General features: G+C 46.3%; 13 protein-coding genes. 11 read left to right on the top strand and 2 right to left on the bottom strand.

Annotated features, from left to right (window positions below; genetic code table 11):
* Nucleotides 1–9: 9 nt before the first annotated feature.
* The 7 genes from rplJ to DYD54_RS09000 all read left to right on the top strand — a co-directional run bounded on the left by rplJ (nucleotide 10) and on the right by DYD54_RS09000 (nucleotide 13,623).
* Nucleotides 10–513, top strand: coding sequence for a 50S ribosomal protein L10 (gene rplJ / locus DYD54_RS09030; RefSeq protein ID WP_036364004.1), 504 nt, complete (start codon nucleotides 10–12; stop codon nucleotides 511–513).
* A 69-nt stretch (nucleotides 514–582) separates the two neighbouring features.
* A complete protein-coding gene (gene rplL / locus DYD54_RS09025; RefSeq protein WP_063514617.1) occupies nucleotides 583–957 on the top strand; it encodes a 50S ribosomal protein L7/L12 in 375 nt (124 codons plus the stop codon).
* Nucleotides 958–1,380: 423 nt separating this feature from the next.
* Nucleotides 1,381–5,490: a DNA-directed RNA polymerase subunit beta gene (rpoB, locus tag DYD54_RS09020; protein WP_063514616.1), complete on the top strand. Its 4,110-nt coding sequence runs from the start codon at nucleotides 1,381–1,383 to the stop codon at nucleotides 5,488–5,490.
* 82 nt (nucleotides 5,491–5,572) lie between these two features.
* Entirely contained in the window at nucleotides 5,573–9,805 is a 4,233-nt protein-coding gene (gene rpoC, locus DYD54_RS09015) for a DNA-directed RNA polymerase subunit beta' (protein ID WP_063514615.1), read from the top strand.
* 204 nt (nucleotides 9,806–10,009) lie between these two features.
* Entirely contained in the window at nucleotides 10,010–11,236 is a 1,227-nt protein-coding gene (gene serA / locus DYD54_RS09010; protein WP_063514614.1) for a phosphoglycerate dehydrogenase, read from the top strand.
* 112 nt (nucleotides 11,237–11,348) lie between these two features.
* A complete protein-coding gene (gorA, locus tag DYD54_RS09005) occupies nucleotides 11,349–12,710 on the top strand; it encodes a glutathione-disulfide reductase (protein ID WP_063514613.1) in 1,362 nt (453 codons plus the stop codon).
* A 76-nt stretch (nucleotides 12,711–12,786) separates the two neighbouring features.
* Entirely contained in the window at nucleotides 12,787–13,623 is an 837-nt protein-coding gene (locus tag DYD54_RS09000; protein WP_063514612.1) for a WG repeat-containing protein, read from the top strand.
* Nucleotides 13,624–13,654: 31 nt separating this feature from the next.
* Here the strand turns inward: DYD54_RS09000 and DYD54_RS08995 are convergent, their stop codons facing one another.
* Complete coding sequence (locus DYD54_RS08995) at nucleotides 13,655–14,470, bottom strand: Cof-type HAD-IIB family hydrolase (RefSeq protein ID WP_063515037.1); 816 nt, start codon at nucleotides 14,468–14,470, stop codon at nucleotides 13,655–13,657.
* Nucleotides 14,471–14,591: 121 nt separating this feature from the next.
* Between DYD54_RS08995 and DYD54_RS08990 the strand changes: the two genes are divergently transcribed.
* Nucleotides 14,592–16,094, top strand: coding sequence for an aminoacyl-histidine dipeptidase (locus DYD54_RS08990; RefSeq protein ID WP_063514611.1), 1,503 nt, complete (start codon nucleotides 14,592–14,594; stop codon nucleotides 16,092–16,094).
* Nucleotides 16,095–16,166: 72 nt separating this feature from the next.
* Here the strand turns inward: DYD54_RS08990 and DYD54_RS08985 are convergent, their stop codons facing one another.
* On the bottom strand, nucleotides 16,167–16,886 hold the full coding sequence (locus tag DYD54_RS08985) for a dienelactone hydrolase family protein (RefSeq protein WP_063514610.1): 720 nt from the start codon (nucleotides 16,884–16,886) through the stop codon (nucleotides 16,167–16,169).
* A 144-nt stretch (nucleotides 16,887–17,030) separates the two neighbouring features.
* Between DYD54_RS08985 and DYD54_RS08980 the strand changes: the two genes are divergently transcribed.
* The 3 genes from DYD54_RS08980 (at nucleotide 17,031) to lnt (ending at nucleotide 20,288) form a co-directional block, all read left to right on the top strand.
* The gene (locus DYD54_RS08980; RefSeq protein WP_063514609.1) at nucleotides 17,031–17,510 is read left to right on the top strand and encodes a YcgN family cysteine cluster protein; all 480 of its coding nucleotides are present in this window, start codon (nucleotides 17,031–17,033) and stop codon (nucleotides 17,508–17,510) included.
* Between the two features lie 181 nt (nucleotides 17,511–17,691).
* The gene (locus DYD54_RS08975; protein ID WP_063514608.1) at nucleotides 17,692–18,558 is read left to right on the top strand and encodes a CBS domain-containing protein; all 867 of its coding nucleotides are present in this window, start codon (nucleotides 17,692–17,694) and stop codon (nucleotides 18,556–18,558) included.
* Nucleotides 18,559–18,683: 125 nt separating this feature from the next.
* Nucleotides 18,684–20,288: an apolipoprotein N-acyltransferase gene (gene lnt / locus DYD54_RS08970; RefSeq protein WP_063514607.1), complete on the top strand. Its 1,605-nt coding sequence runs from the start codon at nucleotides 18,684–18,686 to the stop codon at nucleotides 20,286–20,288.
* Nucleotides 20,289–20,379 lie beyond the last annotated feature (91 nt).

Here is a 20,379-nt window from a genome sequence, read left to right as displayed (position 1 = left end):
AGACAACCCATGGCACTAAATCTTCAAGACAAACAAGCAATTGTTGCTGAAGTAAATGAAGCTGCCAAAGGTGCGCTCTCTGCTGTTGTTGCCGATTCTCGCGGCGTAACAGTAGCACAGATGACCGAACTTCGTAAAGCGGCTCGTGCAGCAGGTGTTGATATGCGTATCGTTCGTAATACTCTATTACGTCGCGCGCTAGAAGACACTAACTTTGCTTGCATGAACGATGTATTCGTTGGTCCTACTCTAATTGCATTCTCAAATGAACACCCAGGTGCAGCAGCACGTCTGTTCAAAGAATTTGCAAAGGGCAACGACAAGTTCGAGATCAAAGGCGCAGCTTTTGAAGGCGAATTTATTGACGCTAAATCAATCGATAAACTTGCAACTCTACCTACTTACGACGAAGCTATTGCACGTCTAATGGGTACAATGAAAGAAGCAGCAGCAGGCAAACTTGCCCGTACTCTAGCTGCTCTACGCGACAAATTGCAAGCAGAAGCGGCATAATTTTATTTTTCACTTTTAAAATTATTCGTTTTATATAATTAACATTTTTATTTCATAGGAACAATTGCTATGTCACTAACTAACGAACAAATCCTAGACGCGATCGCGGAAAAATCAGTAATGGAAATCGTTGAGCTTATCTCTGCGATGGAAGAAAAATTCGGCGTATCTGCTGCTGCACTAGCAGCTGCTCCAGCTGCTGGCGGCGACGCTGGCGGTGCTGCTGAAGAAAAAGACGACTTCAACGTTGTTATCACCAGCGGTGGCGACAAGAAAGTAGCTGTTATTAAAGTAGTACGTGAAGTAACTGGCCTAGGTCTAAAAGAAGCTAAAGATCTAGTTGAAGGCGCTCCACAAACTGTCAAAGAAGGCGCATCTAAAGCTGAAGCTGAAGAGCTTAAGAAGAAGCTTGAAGAAGCTGGCGCGAGCGTTGAACTTAAATAATTTAGATGGTTTTCAACCAATCGCTGCCTAAGCGATATTGAAAACAGCTAATTATTTATCAAAAAGCCAATTTTGCACTTGCATTATTGGCTTTTTTTTATTATAATTTAGTATTTGACCTTTTGTACTTATCTTAAGCGCTATAGGTGAGTACAATGCAAAAGGACAAACACACCCTATGCAAAACGACCTAATTTGTAATAACCAAATTTAAGCTAAATACCTCTGGTATTTGGCGCTTTGTTGTGTATGGGGTTTTTATTGGCATGCAGTAGGGGCGTGCTGATGGTGTTTTTGACTTTTTGTGATGGATATTCTAATAATTTAAAATGTCCATGATGTTTACAGATGGTTGAAATTGTCTTTTATTTAAAGGTGTTGCTGTGATAATCGCGGTGCGCCAAGTTAACGTAAGGAATCTTAATGGCTTATTCTTATACCGAAAAGAAACGCATTCGTAAAAGTTTTTCTAGACTTCCAGACGTCATGGATGTGCCATATCTATTGGCAATCCAAGTAGATTCTTACGAGCAGTTTTTGCAAGAGCATAAAAAGCCAAAAGCCCGTGCAAATGTGGGCTTACAAGCGGCTTTCTCGTCTATTTTCCCCATCACCAGCCATTCTGGCAACGTTGAGCTTCAGTTTGTCGAGTACTATTTGGGTGAGCCTGAGTTTGATGAGCGTGAATGTATCATGCGTGGCTCAACTTTCGCTGCACCTTTGCGCGTAAAAATCCGTCTAATCATCAAAGATAAAGACAGTAAAGACAAAGATTCTAAAGCGGCAATCAAAGACATCCGCGAACAAAGTGTGTTTATGGGTGAAATCCCGCTAATGACGGATAATGGTACTTTTATTATCAATGGTACTGAGCGTGTGATCGTATCGCAGCTACACCGTTCGCCAGGTGTGTTCTTTGATCATGATAAGGGTAAATCACACTCAAGCGGTAAAGTGCTTTACAATGCACGTATCATTCCTTACCGTGGCTCATGGCTTGATTTTGAATTTGATGTTAAAGACCTAGTATACGCACGTATCGACCGCCGCCGTAAGCTACTTGCGACCATCATCTTGCGCGCTATTGGTATGGATACTGCGCAGATTCTAGAGACTTTCTTTGACACAGTTGAAGTTTATAAAGGCGAAGAGTCTTTTGAGGTTGAGCTGGTGGCTGAACGTCTGCAAGGCGAGATGGCTCAGTTTGATATCGTATCACCAGATGGCAAGGTGATTGTTGAGCAAGGTAAGCGTATCAATGCCCGCCGCATCAAAGAAATCGTTGCCTCTGGTATGACCAAACTTGCCGTGCCTGATGAATATCTATATGAGCGTATTTTGGCAGAGGACATCGTTTATCACGATGAAGTAATCGCTCGTGCGAACACGTTAATTGACCATGAGCTTTTGGTTAAATTAGCCGATAAAAACATTAAAGGTTTTAAGATTCTATTTACCAACGACATCGACCACGGTGCTTATATCGCTGATACATTACGTGCTGACACTGTAATGAGCCGTGAAGAAGCGCTAATCGAGATCTATAAAGTCATGCGTCCAGGCGAGCCACCAACGCTAGAGACTGCTGAGAAGCTATTTGAGCAAATGTTCTTCAGCCAAGAGCGTTATGATCTGTCTAACGTTGGCCGTATGAAGTTCAACCGTCGTTTGGGTCGTGAATTTGTTGAGACTGATGACATTGATGTTCAGCGAGATCAAGGCGTATTGTCAAATCAAGACATCATCGACGTACTAAAAGAGCTGATTGAAATTCGCAATGGCCGTGGCGAAGTGGATGACATTGACCACTTGGGTAACCGTCGTATTCGTTCTGTTGGTGAGATGACTGAGAATCAGTTCCGTATCGGTTTGGCTCGTGTTGAGCGTGCTGTTAAAGAGCGTCTAACCACTGCTGAATCTGACAATCTATCACCACAAGATTTGATTAATTCTAAGCCTGTGGCAGCATCTATCAAAGAATTCTTTGGTTCTTCACAGCTGTCTCAGTTCATGGACCAAAACAACCCACTGTCAGAAATTACTCATAAGCGCCGTGTTTCTGCCCTTGGCCCTGGCGGTCTGACCCGTGAGCGTGCAGGTTTTGAGGTGCGTGACGTACATAACACTCACTACGGCCGTGTATGCCCGATCGAGACACCTGAAGGTCCAAACATTGGTCTGATCAACTCATTAGCAGTATTTGCTAAAACCAATAACTTTGGCTTCCTAGAGACGCCTTACCGCCGTGTTATCGATGGTAAAGTAACTGATGACATCGAATACATGTCTGCCATCGAAGAAGTAGGTTCTGTCATCGCACAGGCCGACTCGCCAATGAACGAAAATGGCGAGCTTACCGAAGAGATGGTGATGGTGCGCTATCAAGGTGAATCGGTACGTATGGGCGTTGATAAAGTAACCCACATGGACGTATCGCCACGTCAGGTTGTATCGGTGGCGGCATCGCTGATTCCATTCCTAGAGCACGACGATGCTAACCGTGCCTTGATGGGTGCGAACATGCAACGTCAGGCGGTACCGACTTTGCGATCTGATAAGCCGCTTGTAGGTACAGGCATGGAGCGTCACGTAGCGCGCGACAGCGGTGTCTGCGTGGTTGCTAAGCGTGGCGGTGTGATCGAAGAGGTTGATGCCAGCCGTGTTATCGTGCGTGTTAACGAAGAAGAGATGACTGCAGGTGAGGCAGGTATTGACATCTACAACCTCATCAAATACACCCGCTCTAACCAAAACACTTGTATCAACCAGCGCATCATCGTCAATGAAGGTGACGTAATCGCTCGTGGTGATATTTTGGCAGATGGCCCCTCGACAGATCTGGGCGAGCTTGCACTTGGTCAGAACATGCGTGTGGCGTTCATGCCTTGGAATGGTTATAACTTCGAAGACTCGATCTTATTATCTGAGCGTGTAGTTCAAGAAGACCGCTTTACCACCATTCATATCCAAGAGCTTACCTGTGTCGCTCGTGATACCAAGCTTGGCCCTGAAGAGATCACTGGTGATATTCCAAACGTTGGTGAGGCAGCACTTGCCAACCTTGACGAAGCGGGTATTGTTTATATTGGTGCTGAAGTAAATGCTGGCGATATCTTGGTGGGTAAAGTTACTCCAAAAGGTGAGAGCCAATTAACTCCAGAAGAAAAACTGCTTCGTGCTATCTTCGGTGAGAAAGCTGCTGATGTGAAAGACACGTCTTTACGTGTACCATCTTCAACTAAGGGTACGGTCATTGATGTACAAGTCTTTACCCGCGATGGTCTAGAAAAAGACAGCCGCGCCAAAGCCATCGAAAAAGCGATGCTTGATCACTATCGTAAAGACCTAAAAGAAGAGCTAAACATCTTCGAAGCGGCTGCTCGCGGTCGTATCGTACATCTACTAGAAGGTAAGACCATCAGTGGCGGTTCTGGCTTTAAGGCAGGCACGGTATTGTCAGCAGCTGATCTTGAGAATCTATCTCTTGAAAATCTGCTTGACATCCAGCCTGCGGAAGAAGAAGTGTCTGAGCGTTTGACACAAATCGCCGAATACCTAAGCGACAAGCAAAAAGACATCGACAATAAGTTCGCTGAGAAAAAACGCAAGCTAACAGCTGGTGATGATCTTGCGCATGGCGTTCAAAAGATCGTTAAAGTTTATCTGGCAGTTAAGCGTCGTATCCAGCCTGGTGACAAGATGGCAGGTCGTCACGGTAACAAGGGTGTTGTATCGCGTATCATGCCTGTTGAAGACATGCCATATGACGAGAAAGGCAACCCTGTTGATATCGTACTTAACCCTCTGGGCGTACCATCACGTATGAACATCGGTCAGGTTCTAGAGACTCACCTTGGTATGGCAGCTCGCGGCCTTGGTGACAAGATAAACGAGATGATGCGCGCTCAAGCAGCTGTTGGCGAACTTCGTGAATTTTTAGATAAGATTTATAACAAAGTTGGTGGCGAGCAAGTTGATCTAGACAGCTTGTCTGACGAAGACATCATGGCAATGGCCGAGAACCTGCGTCAGGGCGTGCCAATGGGTACAGCAGTTTTTGATGGCGCTAAAGAAACTCAAATCAAAGAATTGCTTGAGCTTGCAGGACTTGATAAGTCAGGACAGCAGACTCTGTATGATGGACGTACCGGTAAGAAATTTGACCGTCCTGTGACTGTGGGTTACATGTACATGCTGAAATTGAACCACTTGGTTGATGATAAGATGCACGCTCGTTCAACGGGTTCGTACAGTCTTGTTACTCAGCAGCCGCTTGGTGGTAAAGCTCAGTTCGGTGGTCAGCGTTTCGGTGAGATGGAGGTTTGGGCACTTGAAGCATACGGTGCGACTTACACGCTACAAGAGATGCTCACTGTGAAGTCGGATGACGTTGAAGGTCGTACCCGTATGTACAAAAACATCGTTGATGGCGAACAGTACATGAGCCCAGGTATGCCAGAGTCGTTTAATGTATTGACCAAAGAGATTCGATCGCTGGGCATTAACATTGACTTAAAAGAAAAGAAAAAATAAGTCAGCCCAGACGATAGCATTTGCCCAAGCGTTCCGATAATGCTTGGGCGCACCGAATTGACGAATATAACGGAGAAACCTTTTGAAAGATTTATTAGACATCATGAAAGGCCCTGCCGATAACGGCATTAAAGAGTTTGACAGCATTCAAATCTCTTTGGCAAGTCCTGACACCATCAAATCTTGGTCGCATGGCGAGGTTAAAAAACCTGAAACCATCAACTACCGCACTTTTAAGCCTGAGCGTGATGGGCTGTTTTGCGCCAAAATCTTCGGCCCTGTGAAGGATTTTGAGTGTCTGTGTGGCAAATACAAACGCCGTAAATTCCAAGGCATCATCTGTGAAAAATGTGGCGTTGAAGTAACCGCGGCAAAAGTTCGCCGTGATCGCATGGGTCATATTGAGCTTGCTAGCCCTGTGGCACACATCTGGTTCCTAAAATCACTACCAAGCCGCATTGGTCTATTGCTTGACATTACTTTGCGTGACATTGAGCGTGTACTTTATTTTGAAAGCTACATCGTAACTGATCCTGGCATGACTGGTCTTGATAAGTATCAGCTGCTTGATGATGAAGAGTACTTCAATGCACTTGAGCAGTACGGTGATGAATTCATCGCTAAGATGGGTGCTGAAGCGGTTCAAGATCTACTAAAAGACATCGATGTTGATGGCGAAATAGATGAATTGCGTGCAGAAATTCCGCAAACCAATTCTGAAACCAAACTTAAAAAGATGTCTAAGCGTCTGCAGCTGCTAGAGTCTTTCCGCGATTCTGGCAACAAGCCAGAGTGGATGGTGATGACTGTATTGCCAGTATTGCCCCCTGATCTACGTCCGCTGGTACCGCTTGAGGGTGGTCGTTTTGCTACGTCTGATCTAAACGACCTATATCGTCGTGTGATCAACCGTAACAACCGTCTAAAACGTCTTTTGGAATTGAACGCGCCTGACATCATCGTTCGTAACGAAAAGCGTATGCTTCAAGAAGCGGTGGATGCATTGCTTGACAACGGTCGTCGTGGCCGTGCGATTACTGGTTCTAACAAGCGCCCACTAAAATCGCTTGCTGACATGATCAAAGGTAAGCAAGGTCGTTTCCGTCAGAACCTATTGGGTAAACGTGTTGACTACTCTGGCCGTTCGGTCATCGTGGTAGGTCCGACATTGCGCCTACATCAGTGCGGTCTGCCAAAGAAAATGGCGTTGGAGCTGTTCAAGCCATTCACCTACGCTAAGCTGCTTCAGAATAACATCGCTCAGACCATCAAAGCTGCCAAAAAAATGGTAGAGCGTGAAGAGCCTGTAGTTTGGGACATGCTGGCTAGCGTCATCCGCGAACATCCAGTACTACTAAACCGTGCACCGACACTTCACCGTCTGGGCTTACAAGCTTTCGAGCCTGTGCTTATTGAAGGTAAGGCGATTCAGCTACACCCATTGGTGTGTGCGGCATTTAACGCCGACTTCGACGGTGACCAGATGGCGGTACATGTGCCATTAACCCTAGAAGCTCAGCTTGAAGCGCGTGCGTTGATGATGTCTACCAATAACATCTTGTCACCTGCCAACGGTGAGCCGATCATCGTACCATCACAGGACGTTGTTTTGGGTCTGTACTACATCAGCCGTAGCCATGTAAATGCTAAAGGCGAGAACATGGTATTTAGTACCGTGAACGAAGCCTTGCGCGCAATCGGTTCTGAAGATTTGTCTGTAAACGCTAAAATCAAAGTGCGTGTTACTGAGACCATCTTAGACGAAAAAACAGGTGAAAAAACCACCAAAACCGAAATCAAAGACACCGTTGCAGGTCGTCTGTTGATCTGGAACATCATGCCAGAAGGTATGGCGTTTAGTGAGTGTAATACTGAGATGACAAAGAAAAACATCTCTAAGCTGTTAAACTCCTGCTACCGTAAATTGGGTGTAAAAGAATCTGTACTATTCGCTGACCATTTGATGTATCTAGGTTTCGCTCAAGCGACTCTATCAGGCATCTCGATTGGTATGGAAGACATGGTCATCCCACCAACCAAAAAAGAAATCATGGATGCCGCTGACTCAGAAGTACGCGAGATTGAACAACAGTTCGAGCAGGGCTTTGTAACTGCAGGTGAGCGCTATAACAAAGTTGTTGATATCTGGTCTCGTACTTCTGACAAAATCGCTAATGCGATGATGGAAAACTTATCAACTGATGAAGTTGTTAATGCAGATGGCGAAGTTGAAAAAGAAAAATCATTCAACTCAATCTACATGATGGCAGACTCTGGTGCTCGTGGTAGCGCAACCCAGATTCGTCAGCTTGCAGGTATGCGTGGTCTGATGGCAAAACCAGACGGCTCGATCATTGAGACGCCAATTAAGGCGAACTTCCGTGAAGGTCTGACAGTTCTGCAGTACTTTATCTCGACGCACGGTGCGCGTAAAGGTCTTGCTGATACCGCCTTGAAAACCGCTAACTCGGGTTACTTGACTCGTCGTTTGGTTGACGTAGCTCAGGACTTAGTGATTACGCATGACGACTGTGGTACGGATGCAGGTCAGCGCATGACCCCGGTGATTGACGGTGGTGAAATCGTAGAACGCTTGGGTGATCGTGTACTTGGCCGTGTTACCGCCAAAGACGTGGTAAACGTAGATGGTGAAGTGATCGCACCAGCAGGCACATTGATCGATGAGCGCATGGTTGAGAAGCTAGACGCTAATGCGATTGATGAAGTATATGTACGTTCGGTGATTACCTGTGAATCAAGCCATGGTGTGTGTGCTAAGTGTTACGGCCGCGATCTGGCTCGTGGCCACTTGGTGAACATCGGTGAGTCTGTAGGTGTTATGGCGGCACAGTCGATCGGTGAGCCTGGTACCCAGCTTACCATGCGTACCTTCCACGTGGGTGGTGCCGCATCGGCAGCAGCAGTGGATAACAGCGTATCAGTAGGTAGTAACGGTTCGGTTCGCTTCCATAATATGAAGACCGTAGAGCATGTCGATGGCCACTTGGTTACCGTGTCTCGTTCTGCTGAGATTGGCGTTGCTGATAGCCAAGGCCGTGAGCGTGAGCGCTATAAGGTGCCTTATGGCTCGAACGTACTGGTGCGTGATGGTGCAGAAGTGTCAGCGGGTGATGTGATCGCTAAATGGGATCCGCATACTCATCCGATCATCACAGAATTCGCAGGTACGGCTCGCTTTAGCGACATCACTGATGGCATGACGGCTACTGTAAAAGTTGACGAAACCACAGGCATGAGCTCATTTGAGATCTTGGCAAGTAAAGACCGTCCAAGTATCGCCAAAGACTTGCGTCCAGCCATTATTCTAGATACCACAGAAGGTAAAGAAGTGGTTTACTTCCTGCCTGCTGAGACGGTGATTCGCGTGTCTGAAGGTGAGGCAGTAACCGCAGGTTCTGTACTTGGTCGTGTGCCACAAGCCACCTCAGGTACCAAGGATATTACTGGTGGTCTGCCACGTGTTGCTGATCTGTTCGAAGCGCGCCGTCCAAAAGATCATGCCATCATGGCAGAGATGAGCGGTGTGGTATCATTCGGTAAAGAAACTAAAGGCAAAAACCGTTTCATCATCACCGACGAAGAAGGCAATGTTCACGAAGAGCTGATTCCAAAATGGCGTCAAATCAACGTCTTTGAAGGTGAGACGGTAGAGCGTGGTGAGGTGGTGTCTGACGGTCCGCAGAACCCGCATGACATCCTACGCCTAAAAGGCGAAACCGCTTTGGCGAACTACATCGTGAACGAAGTTCAGGAAGTTTATCGCTTACAAGGTGTTAAGATCAACGATAAGCACATTGAAGTTATCGTACGTCAAATGCTGCGCAAAGTTGAAGTTACCGACGGTGGCGATTCTAGCTACTTTAAGGGCGACCAAGCAGAATACACGAAGATCCGTGCGTTGAACGAAGAGCTGGTGGCGAATAATAAATTCCCAGTGCAATTCGAGCGTCAGCTTCTAGGTATTACTAAGGCGTCACTGGCCACCGAAAGCTTTATCTCAGCGGCATCGTTCCAAGAGACGACCCGTGTCTTGACCGCTGCTGCAACCATGGGTAAAGTTGATGACTTGACAGGTCTTAAAGAGAACGTTGTTGTGGGTCGTCTGATCCCAGCAGGTACAGGTCTGGCTTATCATCAAAACCGCCAACGTAAGGCAGAGCTTGCACTTGAAGGTAATGCATCAGCTGATGACATCGCGCTTGATGATGAGCTACTAACAAGCAGCGAAAATCTACCAACCGAAGACAGCTTTGCTAAGGCATTTGCTGACGAACTCGGTCAAGATAGCGAATGATTTAAGCAAAAAAGCTCATCCAACGATGGGCTTTTTTGTTCATAGAATATTGCAAATGGCGTCTTAGTCGGTATTTGTATAACGTGGGATATTTTCAAGATGACATCAGAAAATTTCCTGTTATTTGATGATTGCGCATTGCAAAATTTGGACATTCGGTGTATAACTGTCTTTTCGCTTTGCTACTTCTTTAAGGATTTTTCCATGACTTTATCTCTTCAAAAAGACAAAATTCGCTTTTTGTTGTTAGAAGGCGTACATGATAACGCTCTAAAAACATTGAACGCTGCAGGCTATACTAATATCGAATACATCAAATCAGCCCTTGATGAAGCTGAACTGATCGAAAAAATCAAAGAGGCACATTTCGTGGGCATTCGTTCGCGCACCCAATTAACTCGCAAAGTACTAGAAGCTGCCGAAAAACTTATCGCCATTGGCTGCTACTGCATCGGCACGAACCAAGTTGATCTAGATGCTGCGCTTGAATTGGGCATTCCTGTATTTAACGCACCATATTCAAACACCCGTTCGGTGGCAGAGTTGGTGTTGGCTGAGACCATCATGCTGATGCGAGGAGTGCCAGAGAAGAACGCTGTTGTGCACCGTGGCGGCTGGAACAAGTCTGCCAAAGACAGCTATGAAGTGCGTGGCAAGACCATGGGTATCGTTGGCTATGGCTCTATCGGTTCACAATTGTCAGTACTTGCTGAGAGCTTGGGCATGAATGTCATCTATCATGACGCTGTTACCAAGCTTCCTTTAGGTAATGCGGTACAGGTCGGCAGCTTGGATGAGCTACTTGCCAAAGCGGACGTGGTAACTTTGCACGTGCCTGACCTACCAAGCACGCGCAACATGATGACCAAGGCTGAATTTGACAAAATGAAAGACGGCGCGTTCTTCATCAACGCAGCTCGTGGCGGCTGTGTGGACATCGATGCACTGGCAGATGCGCTTAAGAGCGGTAAAATCTTGGGTGCGGCGATTGACGTATTCCCAAAAGAGCCGAAATCTGCTGATGAAGAGTTCGTATCACCACTTCGTGAATTTGACAACGTCATCCTAACGCCTCACGTTGGTGGCTCAACTCAAGAAGCTCAAGCGAACATCGGTCTGGAAGTTGCTGAGAAATTCGTTAAATATTCTGACCAAGGCGACACCACCAGCGCGGTTAATTTCCCGAACGTGTCTATCCCGTTCACCGCAGGCACACACCGTCTGCTACATATTCACCGCAACGTGCCAGGCGTACTATCGCAAATCAACGCATCATTTGCTGATGCAGGCATTAACATCGCTGCACAGTCTTTGATGACTCGTGGCGATGTGGGCTATCTGGTGATGGACGTTGATGATAACGATTCTGCCAAGGCGATGGAGCGTCTGCGCGCTGTGCCTGAGACCATCCGTGTGCGCGTGCTATTCTAATTTGCGCATTTATTAAATCTAAGTGTTTAAAAAAACCAAACCGTCTAGACATAGGCGGTTTGGTTTTTTGTGATATAATAAATCGAATTTCTAAATAGATAGGAAAATAACCATGACCAGACATTTTGATTATATTACCATCGGTGGTGGCAGTGGTGGTATCGCTTCTGCTAACCGTGCCAGTATGTACGGCAAAAAAGTTGCCGTGATTGAAGCAAAACACGTTGGCGGAACGTGCGTCAACGTGGGCTGTGTGCCAAAAAAAGTGTTGTGGTACGGGGCGAACATGGCAACCGCCATTCACAACTACGCCCCTGATTATGGTTTTGAGCTTGATGTCAAAAACTTTGATTTTGCCAAACTCGTTGAAAACCGCACCGCCTACATCAACCGCATTCATCAATCTTATAAAAACACCTTTGAAAAAAATGGCGTAACGCTCATCAACGGCTTTGCCAAATTTTTGGATAAAAATTCGGTAGAAGTCAGCTATGACAATGGCGAGACCGAGACCATTACCGCTGACCATATTTTGATTGCCACAGGTGGTCGCCCACACCGTCCAAACATACAGGGGGCAGAATACGGCATTGACTCGGACGGTTTTTTTGATTTGACCGAATTGCCAAAATCGGTGGCGATTGTTGGTGGTGGCTACATTGGCGTTGAGATTGCAGGCGTGATGAATGCCTTGGGCGTGGATACGCATTTGTGCGTGCGTAGCGGTATTTTAAAGAGTTTTGATAAAGATATTGTAGAAGTTTTGCAAAATGTCATGGTCAAAGACGGCGTTACGTTCCATGCGGGCGTAAATCCTGTTAAAATTGAAAAAAATGACGGCTTGACCGTGTATTTTGACAATGGCGAAACCCTAAATGTGGAATGCCTGATTTGGGCGACAGGGCGTGTGCCAGCGACTGATGTCATTGACTTGCACAAAACAGGCGTGGCAACCAACGAAAAGGGTCAAATCATCGTGGATAAATTCCAAAACACCACGGTGGACGGCATTTATGCGGTCGGTGATATTATTGAAAACGGCATTGAGCTGACCCCTGTGGCAGTGGCGGCAGGTCGCAGACTGTCCGAACGCCTGTTTAACAATAAGCCCGATGAACACCTAGATTATAGCAATGTCGCCACGGTCGTGTTTAGCCATCCACCCATTGGCACAGTCGGCATGAGTGAAAAAGATGCCATTGATGAATTTGGGGCGGACAAGGTCAAGGTCTATAAATCCAGCTTCACGTCCATGTACTCTGCCATTACCGCTCATCGTGAGCCGTGTCGCATGAAACTTGTGTGTGTGGGCGATGATGAAAAAGTGGTCGGCTTGCACGGCGTGGGCTTTGGCGTGGACGAGATGATTCAAGGCTTCGCTGTCGCCATAAAAATGGGGGCGACCAAACGTGATTTTGATAACACTGTTGCCATTCATCCGACAGGGTCTGAAGAGTTTGTTACGATGAGATAAAAAAACAAAATAGGAATAATTTTACGGATTATTCCTATTGTTTCTATTAATATGGGTTTTATGAAAAGGTATATTTATGAAAAAGTTATTAGTGATTTTATCGCTATTAGTGGTTAATACAAATGCCTCTTCAAATGAAGTAAACCAAGATGAATTGTGCGTTATTTCTGAAAAATTATGCACCACCTTTCAAGATGAAAGCACTTACAAATATGGATTTAAGGACAATGTGGGCAATATTAGCGTACCTGCCCTATATGATGATATTGACATAAGGGAAAATAATATTACCGTTCGTCAAAACGGACTTTTTGGCATGCTTGACTTTTCGGGAAAAATGATAATACCGCCCAAGTATCATCTTTTTCATCAACGAGATACTGGAGAAAATGGTTTTATTATTGCTGAATCTCGTTATTATACCATTATGAATAAACAAGGAGAAATTATTTCCCCACAAAACCATCATCCCATTGTCCAATATATAACAGATGATAGGATTATTTTTTGTCAGAACAATACAGGGGCTATGTTGTGTGGCGTTATTGATAATCAAGGAAAAATGGTCATACCACCAATTTATCACAAATTAAGTGCATTGGTAGATTTGGACTTTTACCCAAATCCATCTTTATTGATTGCTTATAATCAAAATAAAAAAGCTGGATTATTAAATTTAGAGACAGGTGAATTATTAACACCATTTAAATATGATGAAATTGAGAATATTTTAGACAGCAGAATAAAAGTTTCTTTAAATGGCAAATATGGCTTTATTGATACTGATGGCAAGGAAGCTGTTCCTATCATTTATGATTTTGTTAAAGGCTTTCACTTGGGTTTATCATTAGCAAGAAAAGATGGTAGTGATGAAGAGTTTTATATTGACAAAACAGGCAAACGAGTGCCTTAACGAACAAAATGGCAAGGAGCCATCCTTGCCATTATTGATGTTGAAGTATCCCCAAAGCCACAAGCCCCTTAAATATCCCATCATCTTTATGGCTAGGACACACAAAATCTGCCACAGCTTTTAGGTCGGGGTGGGCGTTACCCATTGCCACGCCAAAGCCGACCGATGAGAGCATTTCGATGTCATTTAGACCATCGCCGAATGCCCATGCATCCGCCATGTCCAATCCCAATGCATCCAGCACTGCCTGTATTCCGCGCGCCTTTGAGCCGTGTTTGTCAAGAATATCCACCCCAGAGATGTGCCAGCGAACGGTTTTTAGGTCATCGTTTAGCCCATCTTGTAAGGCGGTACTGGCGTTTTTGTTATTTTCATAAAATGCCAAAATCTGATAAATGGGCGTCGCAAAATCAAAGTTGTCAGCGACACGGTAGGGGATGTGCAATGATTGCAGTGCATTCTTCATGTACTGGTTCTCATCGAAGGCGACGATTTCATCCTTGGTCATGTAGCCGTGGGCGATTTGATTGGTTTTTAGGTAACGGGTGGTGTCTTGGATTTGTCGTGAATTTAATGGGAAATGGGTTAATAATTCGCCCCTAAACTCATTATATTGCCCATTGATGGTAACAAATAAATCAATGCCAACCTCATCAATCAAATCATTAATGCAAGGTGGGAACACGCACATGCCGCGACCTGTGGCGATGGCGACGATGATGCCTTGGTCTTTGAGTGCTTTTAGCGCGGCTTTTGTGCTGTCTGGGATGTAGTTATCGTACTTGATGTATAGGGTGTCATCAATGTCAAAAAATATGATCTTTGGGATGTTTGGTGTTGGTTTCATGGCGGTCATTTTTTAAGGATTTACATAGATTCTATCATAAAACCATGATGGATTGATGAAATGTATAAACTGCAGCAGAATGTGCTAAAATTAGCTAAATTATGACCCAATGGGAGAATCCATGCTTAATAATACTGCCTATCAAACGAACCTATCTGTGGTTGAGAATCTAGAACCGCGCCTGCTATGGCAATGGTTCGCCAAGATCTGCGCAATCCCACATCCAAGCTACCATGAAGAGGCGATCGCAAACCATATCGTTGACTGGGCGAAATCGCGAGGGCTGTCCGTGCGCCGTGATGATGTGGGTAATGTCATCATCGTTAAGCCTGCCACCAAAGGCATGGAAAATCGTGAATCTATCGCACTACAAGCACACCTTGACATGGTGCCTCAGGCGAATGCCGATACGCCGCATGATTTTAGCACTGATCCGATCCTGCTAAGAGTCAACCCTGATGATAAAGATTGGCTGATGGCGACAGGCACGACGCTTGGCGCGGATAATGGCATTGGCATGGCAAGCTGCCTTGCGGCGCTAGAGTCTGACGATCTGGCGCACCCACAAATAGAAGTGCTCTTGACCATGACCGAGGAGACGGGAATGGTGGGCGTGTTCGGACTGCAAGCAGGCGAGCTACAGTCGAAGCTGATGGTAAATACCGACACTGAGGAGATTGGTGAGATATATATCGGCTGTGCTGGCGGGATTGAGTCGAATATTCATCTGCCACTATCTCAGACGAATCACGGCTTTAGTGATGCGCTTAGCTTTACCATCAAAGGCCTAAAAGGCGGTCATTCTGGGCTAGATATTCATAAGAATCGCGGCAATGCCATTAAGATGATGGCGCGTGTTTTGGCAGAAGTGTTGCCGAAGTTTTATGGTGATTTTGCCATCCAAACGCTGACAGGTGGCACATTACGCAACGCCATCCCTAGAGAGGCGAGCGTCAATTTGGCATTCTCATCTGATCGCCGTGATGAGCTTGTAGCAGCGTTGCAGGCGTCATTTGATGTGCTGCGTAACGAGGTGATGCGAGCAGAGCCTGATGTGATGTGTCAGGTGGCTGACGCAGATCATGCAGGAACTGCCTTAACTTATGAAGATACTGCCAAGGCAATCCGTCTGTTAAATGTGCTACCGAGTGGCGTGGTGCGTCAGTCTGACTTAGTAGAGGATACGGTTGAGACTTCGCTATCATTTGGGGTGGCGAGCATTGATGAGCAAGGGCTGTCTGCCAATCTGCTGATTCGCTCATTGGTTGAATCGGGTAAGGCGGCGGTCTGCACGAGCTTGGATAATCTGGCGAGCATTATGGGGGCAGCAGCTGAATTTACAGGGGATTATGTGGGATGGAATCCTGATGATCAGTCATTCATCACGCCGCTGACCGCTCGGCTCTATGCGCAGATACTTGGACATGAACCACAGATCAAGGTGATTCATGCAGGGCTTGAGTGCGGTCTGATCAAACAAAGTCACCCAGACATGGACATCGTATCCATCGGCCCCACCATCAAAAATGCCCACTCACCCCAAGAGATGGTGCATGTTGACAGCGTGGCGACATACTGGCAGCTGCTCACGCAGATTCTGGCAAATGCACCAGTTCGGACGTGATCGGATGCTAAGATATTGATTAGCTGTATAAACTAAAAAGCTTGTCGTTGCGACAAGCTTTTTAGTTAGAGGTTATACATATTCATTCATGAATGACAGCATCTTATCCCAGCTGGCTTTGGCGGCATGTTTGTCATAGCCTAGATCGATGCCGTTATTGGCTGCTCGCTTGTCCGCCAATGGATTGGTAAAGCCGTGCTTGGCGTCGTCATAGACATCGATCTGATAGTCAACATTGGCGCGATCAAGTTCGGTTTTTAGGCCATCGATGGCGCTCATGGGAATCATGCTGTCAGCACCGCCATGTGCCACCAGCACCTTTGCCCCAAAAGACGCATCAGCAGGCTGGATGGGCGTTGGGTTGCCGTGGAAAGTGGCGACGGCTTTTAAGGGGATGCCTGTGCGTGCCATATCAAGGGCAAGCTTACCCCCAAAGCAATAGCCCACCGCACCAATGCGTGCGCCATCCACTTCATCTAACGCGATAAAATCTTCATAAATGCGGCGACATCTGTCCATGAGTTCGCTTGGGTTATTAAGAACGGCGCTCATCCATTCATTGGCTTGGGCAGCATCAGTGGTTAGCTTGCCTTCCCCATAGACATCCAAGACAGCCGCGGCAAAGCCTGCCTTGGCAAGATCTTCTGCGACAGTTGTTGGATGGGTATCTTCTGCGCCCCACCATTCAGGTGCGACGATGATACCTCGAGCAGGCGTGGTGTCAGGCAGACAGACGTGGCTTAATAAGCGAGTGCCATCAGCGGCGATGGTGGTTAGGGTTTGGGTGGTCATAGGTCACTCCTTGTTAATTAAAATCATTAAAAAACTATCACTATCGTTAGACTAGCAGGATTTTTGAGCTTTGACAATGGGGTTTGGGCTTAAATTTATGGTGCTTTTTTGTTACAATGATCGAAATTTTAATAAGTTAGCATCATGAGAGAATCAGCAGAACAACCAAGTCAATTGCGAGAGCTTTTCTGGGAAAAATACCCACTAAGTGAGCTCAATGACAGCGAGTGGGAGGCGCTTTGTGATGGGTGCGGGGTGTGCTGTTTGGTGAAGTTCTTGGACGATGACGATCCAAGATTTACCGAATATACTGACGTGGCATGTTGGCTCTTGGACTGTTCGACAGGGCGTTGTGCTGATTATGCCAACCGTAAGTCTTATGTGTCTGATTGCATTCGCCTTACGTATGAGATGGTGTCTGGCATGATGTGGTTGCCGCGGCACTGCGCTTATAAGCGACTGCATCTAGGACAGGGCTTGCCACATTGGCACTACCTGATCTCAGGGCAGGCGCGACATGATCAGGCGATGGATAAATTCGGCGTGCGTGGCCGCTGTTATTCTGAGCTTGATTTTGATGATGACGAGATAGAAGAGCGCATCATCAGATGGGTGAAGATTTAGCGACTTATAAGCCTGTTCAGATGTTTTGATGGTTTGTTGTGTTTCCTGGCGGCGTAGAGGTGTATCAATCAAAAATCCACCACTTTGAGCATATCAGCAGTAACCAAATAACGCTTGAATAATCCTGCCAAATCCGTTACATTAACCAAAAATTTCCCACAATAGAGGTTGAAGTCTTCTTATGTCAGACGACAGTCATTCGGGTGGTTGGACGCGCGGCTTGAAACGTTGGCTGTCCACCACCCCTGAAACTCGCGATGATTTGTTAAAATTGGTTCAAGATTCGCGCCAATTCCTAGAGCCAGATATGGTCGATATGTTAGAAGGTGTGCTGGATCTACCTGCCACCCAAGTGCGTGAGATCATGACGCCGCGTCCACAGCTTGCTGCCATCAGTAGTGATGCTGACATCTCAGACATTTTGGCGGTATTGCTTGAGACTGAGCATTCTCGTTATCCTGTGTTTGACAGTCATGATGATAATGCGATTTTGGGTATTTTACTTGCCAAAGATTTGATTCCGATTTTGGCGAGTCGCGCTGAAGGCATTGATCACCCATTTCTCTTAAAAGACATCGTCAGAAAGCCGCTATACATTAACGAAACCGCACGCTCTGATACACTGCTTCGCCTACTACAAAAGGCGCAAGTGCACATGGCGGTGGTGCTCGATGAATTTGGGTCGGTCTCTGGCATCGTCACGATGGAGGATCTGCTAGAGGAGATCGTGGGCGACATCGTTGATGAGCATGATGACATCGATGAAGACAGCGACATTAATAACATCGTACCACATCCCACCAAAGATGGCGTCTGGCTCGTGCAGGCATCGACATTGATCAGTGATTGTAATGACATTTTGGGGTCGAATTTCGATGATGCAGATGTCGATACCATGGGCGGATTGGTCATGCAGGCACTGGGCTCGGTAAGCCACCTAGAGGGCGAGACGGTGCGGATTAATGATTGGCAGATTGTCATCATAGATGTCGAAGGGCGTTACATTCATCTGCTTGAGATGACGCTAAACCCAAATAGTACAATCTAAACGATTAGATTGAGTGAATAAACCAATAAGGCTTAGGTCTTATTGGTTTTTTGTTGTAATTTCGTCGCTAAATCTTTCAAATTCTGCTAAAATAATGGGTTAATTTAGCTATATTTAATCACGCCATGACCACCAAACCTATTTATCATCCCAATATCCCAACCAATACTCGTAGTAATGCCAAGAGTATTCGTCTACCCATAGGCATCAAGCTCATCATCGCGCTCGTCGCTGGTCTTGGGTTTAGCTTTGCGTTAGCGCCTTATTATCTGTGGCCTTTGGCGCTGTTCTCGGTGATGGCACTGTATGCGCTACTTGTGGGTGAAGATAGCGGTTGCCGAGGCTTTTGGATTGGCTGGGTGTATGGGTTTGGTACGTGGGTGATTGGTGCTTTTTGGCTTTATAATTCAATACATGAATATGGCGCGATACCTTCATGGCTTGCCTATGTGATGATTGGTGTGATGGCGATTATCATGGGGCTTTTTCATGCGTTTTTTGCATGGGGCTTTGTGCGTTTCTTGGGTCGTCAACCATTGGCATTTGCCTCGTTCTGGGTGATTCAAGAATGGCTAAAAACTTGGCTACTGTCAGGATTTCCTTGGTTGTTTGTAGGCTATGCATTCACTGAACAGACTTGGATGAACGGACTTGCGCCAGTCTTGGGGGTGTTTGGCATAAGTTTCGTGGCGGTGCTGTTTGCCGCATCGGTGGTTGAGCTGTTCCGCCATAAAGTTGCCTTTATCGGGCTAAGCGCGCTGACTTTGGTTGTGTCTTTTGGGTTGGGCCTTGTGGAGTGGGTGAAACCATCGGGTGAGAAGCTGTCTGTCTCTTTGGTGCAGGGTAATATCCCACAAGACATGAAGTGGCTGACCGAATACCGTGTGCGCACACTTGAGATCTATGAAGATCTGTCTAAGAGTGAATGGGGGCAAGATGTTGTCATCTGGCCAGAAGCGGCGATCCCGATGTTCCATGATGAAGCGGAGCCATTCATCGCAGGCATGATTAATCGCGCTCGTAACAACGACTCAACTTGGGTGACAGGAATTATCTATCGCGACCTTAAGAATTACGATGAGAATCGCCACGCCTACCCACCAATTTATAACAGTGTGGCGGTGCTTGGCGAGACACAGGCGCTTTATAAGAAGCAGCGTCTTGTACCATTTGGTGAATATGTGCCGTTCGAAGGGTTGTTTAACTTGCTGCCTGATTTGGCGAACATGCAGGGTGCGATGAGCATCAGTCGTGGTTCAAGCAATCAAGCTCCATTTACCATCAAAGGGCAAAACGTTGGTGCTGCCATCTGCTACGAGGTGGCATATCCTGAGACCACCCGTCATAATGCTAAGAATACTGATTTTCTCATGACGATCTCTAATGATGCGTGGTTCGGCAGTTCGGCAGGTCCTTGGCAGCATCTGCAGATAGTTCAGATGCGAAGCCTTGAGACGGGGCGTTATTTTGTGCGTGCGACGAACACAGGTGTGACCGCCATCATCAACCAAAAAGGTCAAATCGTCAATCAAGCACCACAGTTCGAGCGTACGGTATTACGCGGTGAAGTTGAATCGATGTCGGGCGTGACGCCATTTGTAAGATTCGGCAGCTATCCGATTTTGGTGTTGAGCGCGCTGCTGATTTTGCTGAGTTTCGTTGCGAAATACGGCAAATCAAAAACCAGCAGAACCCAAAAATACTACACTGGCAAGGGCGTTCGTGATTAAAAATTAATGAATCTTACCCAAATTTTGTGTAATAATTCCTTAATCGACCAAAGGAATTGTACAAAACCGCAAAATTTGGTATATAATAGGG

The organism is Moraxella ovis (assembly GCF_900453105.1).
GTDB classification, from domain to species: domain Bacteria; phylum Pseudomonadota; class Gammaproteobacteria; order Pseudomonadales; family Moraxellaceae; genus Moraxella; species Moraxella ovis.
The sequence above is the reverse complement of the archived record's forward strand: the minus strand, read 5'-3'. Positions and strand labels throughout refer to the sequence as shown.